The sequence below is a fragment of the Mesorhizobium sp. M7A.F.Ca.CA.002.05.1.1 genome (assembly GCF_003998335.1).
In the GTDB taxonomy this organism is placed as follows: Bacteria; Pseudomonadota; Alphaproteobacteria; order Rhizobiales; family Rhizobiaceae; genus Mesorhizobium.
In genome coordinates this window covers 1-3,391 of the sequence record NZ_RZQI01000663.1, presented here as the reverse complement: position 1 = coordinate 3,391, position 3,391 = coordinate 1, and the positions used below count along the sequence as shown (strand labels likewise).

Below are 3,391 nucleotides of genomic sequence, written 5' to 3'. Positions count from 1 at the left end.
CCACGGCGGTCAATACGGAAATCTCCAGCCCTATGCCGGTGTCGGCGCCGGTGCTGCCGAGCCGGGCGGAAAACAGAAAGGCAGCGATCGCGGTCAGCAGGCCCGATGCGACATAGGCGAGGCAAACCGTCAGCTTGACGTTGATGCCGGCATTGTAGGCGGAGCGGCGCGCACCGCCGACGGCGCGCAACCGCCATCCTGGCCTTAGCCTTGACAGGACGATATGCGCGCCAAGGGCGATGACGGCGAAAATGGCGAAGGAGACGGGCAGGCCGTAGAAGGTGCCGAAGCCGATCAGGTCCCAGGTCGGGGAGACCGGCATCGAGCCGACGATCGCGCTGGCAAGCCGGGGAAAGATGATGTCGTAGAGCGCCCGGTAGATGACCAGTGTCACCAGAGTGGTGATGAAGGCGCGCAGCCTGAGATAGCCGATCAGCACCCCGTTGAGCAGCCCGCAGACGAGGCCCGTGGCTAGCGTCGCGATCAATGCCACGCCGACCGGCAGGCCGGCAACGTTCATCGATACCAGGGCGGCAAGCACGCATAGCGCGAACATCGAGCCGACCGAGAGGTCGATGCCGCCCGAGAGGATGACGATGGTGAGCGCCAGTGCGATCAGGCCGAATTCCGACACCTGGCGGGCGAGATCGGTAAGGTTGCCGACCGAGAAATAGCCAGGGATGATCCACGTCATGACGAGGATCGTGACCACCAGCGCCAATGCCGGAATGACGTTGTCGATCCAGCTCTTGGTCAGCAATTCGCCGAACAGGCGGTCCGGCAAAAGCCGGTACCGCAGCCGTGAAAGCGCATCGCTGGTGGCCATAAGTCAGGATTCCCTACTTCAGATCGTCCAGCGTCCAGCAATTGCGCTGGTTGACGTTGGCCTTGGTGATCTGCGTCAGCGGATTGAAATAGAGCGTCTTGGTCTCGCCGGCGGTACCGTCGGAGAGCAGCAGCCTTGCGATCTCCGCATTCAGGATTTCGCCCTGCAGCGGCACGTTGTAGCTGATGTAGAGATTGAACAGGCCCTTCTCGACATTCTCGCAGCCGACCCTGTTGCCGCCGCCGCTTGTGACGAGGAAGACCTGGTCGCCCTTGCCGGCCTGCTGGATCGCAGACGCCGTGCCGGTGTCCTGATTGTCCCAGATGCCGATGGCGCCGCAAAGATCCGGATGCTGTTGCAGCACGGTCTCCATGATCGAGCGCGCCTTTTCCGGATTGTATTCGGTGGCCTGCTGCGAAACGACCTGGATGTCGGGATGCTGGTTCAAGACACGGTAGATGCCGTCGAGTTGGAACACGTCGGATGCCGCCGTCGGCACGCCGGTGTCGATAGCGACCTTGGTCGAAGCACCCTTGCCGGGGCTGCATTTGTCGACCACGGCCTGCGCCGCCTGTTCGCCGATCTCGGTCCAGTCGGCGCCGACATACGAATCGGTCTGGGTGTTCGATTCCAGGTTGATCTGCACAACTTTGATGCCGGCGGCCTGCGCCTGAGCCAGCAACCGGGCGTAGGACTGGATGTCGGGATTGTGCGCGACGATCAGGTCCGGCTTCTCGCTGATCAGCGACTGCAGCGCGCGGGTTCCCGCGTCGGTGCTCCAGGCGGGGTCGCGGATCTCGAAATCATACTTGAGGCGCTTGGCCTGCTGGCGCATCACCGCCGCCCAGCCTTCGGTCAGGTCGAAACCCATCGACAGCGGCAGGAAGACGACCTTCTTGCCTTCCAGCGTCTTGTGGAACGTCGTCGAGCGCGGATTTTCCAGGCCCTTGTCCTGGGCGCTGGCGGTGACGATACCGGCAAGCGCGATGCAGGCCGCGGCCAGCCACTTTGTCGTTTTCAGAAGTCGCATGGTTTCCTCCCATTGCATTTTGGCGTTGAAATTGGTGTCAGAGATCCCCTTGCTGGGACGTCTGCTCGTCGCGTGGGTTGACGAGCGAGTCGATGACGATGGCCAGAAGCAGGACCACGCCCTTGACCAGGTTCTGGATCGTGTAGGCGATGTTCATGATCGTCATGCCGTTGAGCAGGATGCCGACGAAGATCGTGCCCAGAATGACGTTGCGAACCTTGCCGTGGCCGCCATTCAGGCCGATGCCGCCCAACACGACGACCAGAAGGATGTCGTAGATCATCGTCGAATTGAAAAGCCGGGCGTTGATCGCCGACGCCGACGAGGCAAGCACCAGCCCGGCGCCGTAGGCGATCAGCGCGCTGATCGCATATTGCGCGACGATCATCGGCCGGTTGGAAATGCCGGTGATCCTGGCGGCGCCCGGATTGTTGCCCATGGCATAGGTCTGCCAGCCGAACCGCGTGCGGCTGAGCACCAGATGCAGCGCCAGGCAAAGCATGGCAAAGACCACCACCGTCACCGGGACGCCGAGGATGCGGCCCTGCCCGATCAGCGAGAACCATTCGGCGCCTGGCGGCACATTCTGCATCTCCAGCGTGAAGAAGAAGGTTCGGCCAAGGCCGTAGATGACGGAGCCGGCGGCAAGCGTCGCGAAGATCGGCGCGACCTCGCCGAAAGCGATCAGCATCCCGATCAGCACGCCGGCGACCACCGCGAACAGCGCGCCGATCAGCAGCGCGAATTCCAGCGAATAGCCCGAGCGGGCGATCACGAAGGCCCAGGACACCGACACCACCATCGTTGCGATCATCGAGACATCGATGCCCCTGGCGATGACGACCAGCGCCATTCCCAGCGCCAGGATGCCGAGAATCGAGACGCTTCTGATCAGGGCTAGGATGTTGCCGGGGCTGAAGAAGGACGGCAGCAGCAACGAGAACAGCACGAAGGCCAGCACCGCCAGCACCAGCACGATGCCTTCCTGGCTTTTGAGCAGGCTGGAAAGCCGAGCCTGATTTCCGCGTGCGGCTGCCTCGCTCACCGCTCAGGCCTCCTCTTTGCCCAGTCTGAGCAGGATTTCCCTGGCGCGATCGACGCGCACATCGTGATCCGCCGCAAGTTCCTTTGCCACCGCATCGATATTCGCGCCGCTCGCGCCCGCCACGATGGCTATGTTGCGGGCATGCAGCGCCATGTGTCCACGCTGGATGCCTTCGGTTGCCAGCGCCCTGAGCGCCGCCATGTTCTGCGCCAGCCCGACCGCGACGGTGACCTCGGCAAGCTCTTGCGCCGTGGTCACGCCGAGGAGTTTCAGCGCTGCGCGCGCGGCCGGGTGCGTCTTGGTGGCGCCGCCGACCATGCCCAGCGCCATCGGCATTTCCAGCGTCCCCACGAGGTTTCCGGCGGCGTCGATCTCCCAGCGGCTCAACGACGTATAACGGCCGCCGCGCGCCGCCCAGGCGTGGGCGCCGGCCTCGATCTCCCGCCAGTCGTTGCCGGTCGCGACGACGACTGGATCGATGCCGTTCATG

General features: G+C 63.7%; 3 protein-coding genes and 1 pseudogene. All 4 read right to left on the bottom strand.

The genetic code is table 11. The features are described from left to right. Positions 1-826: ABC transporter permease (locus tag EN939_RS26195; protein WP_164751225.1), on the bottom strand; the 826-nt coding region annotated here is incomplete at its 3' end. A gap of 13 nt (positions 827-839) precedes the next feature. Beyond that, positions 840-1,856: a sugar ABC transporter substrate-binding protein gene (locus tag EN939_RS26190; RefSeq protein WP_164749005.1), complete on the bottom strand. Its 1,017-nt coding sequence runs from the start codon at positions 1,854-1,856 to the stop codon at positions 840-842. Positions 1,857-1,893: 37 nt separating this feature from the next. Then, complete coding sequence (locus EN939_RS26185; RefSeq protein ID WP_127270346.1) at positions 1,894-2,901, bottom strand: ABC transporter permease; 1,008 nt, start codon at positions 2,899-2,901, stop codon at positions 1,894-1,896. Positions 2,902-2,904: 3 nt separating this feature from the next. Next, positions 2,905-3,391, bottom strand: a pseudogene (locus tag EN939_RS26180) (hydroxymethylglutaryl-CoA reductase, degradative); the annotation flags it as partial.

Excerpts from the sequence above, each read along its gene's own strand:
- EN939_RS26190 (WP_164749005.1), bottom strand. The coding sequence starts at position 1,856 with ATGCGACTTCTGAAAACGACAAAGTGGCTGGCCGCGGCCTGCATCGCG.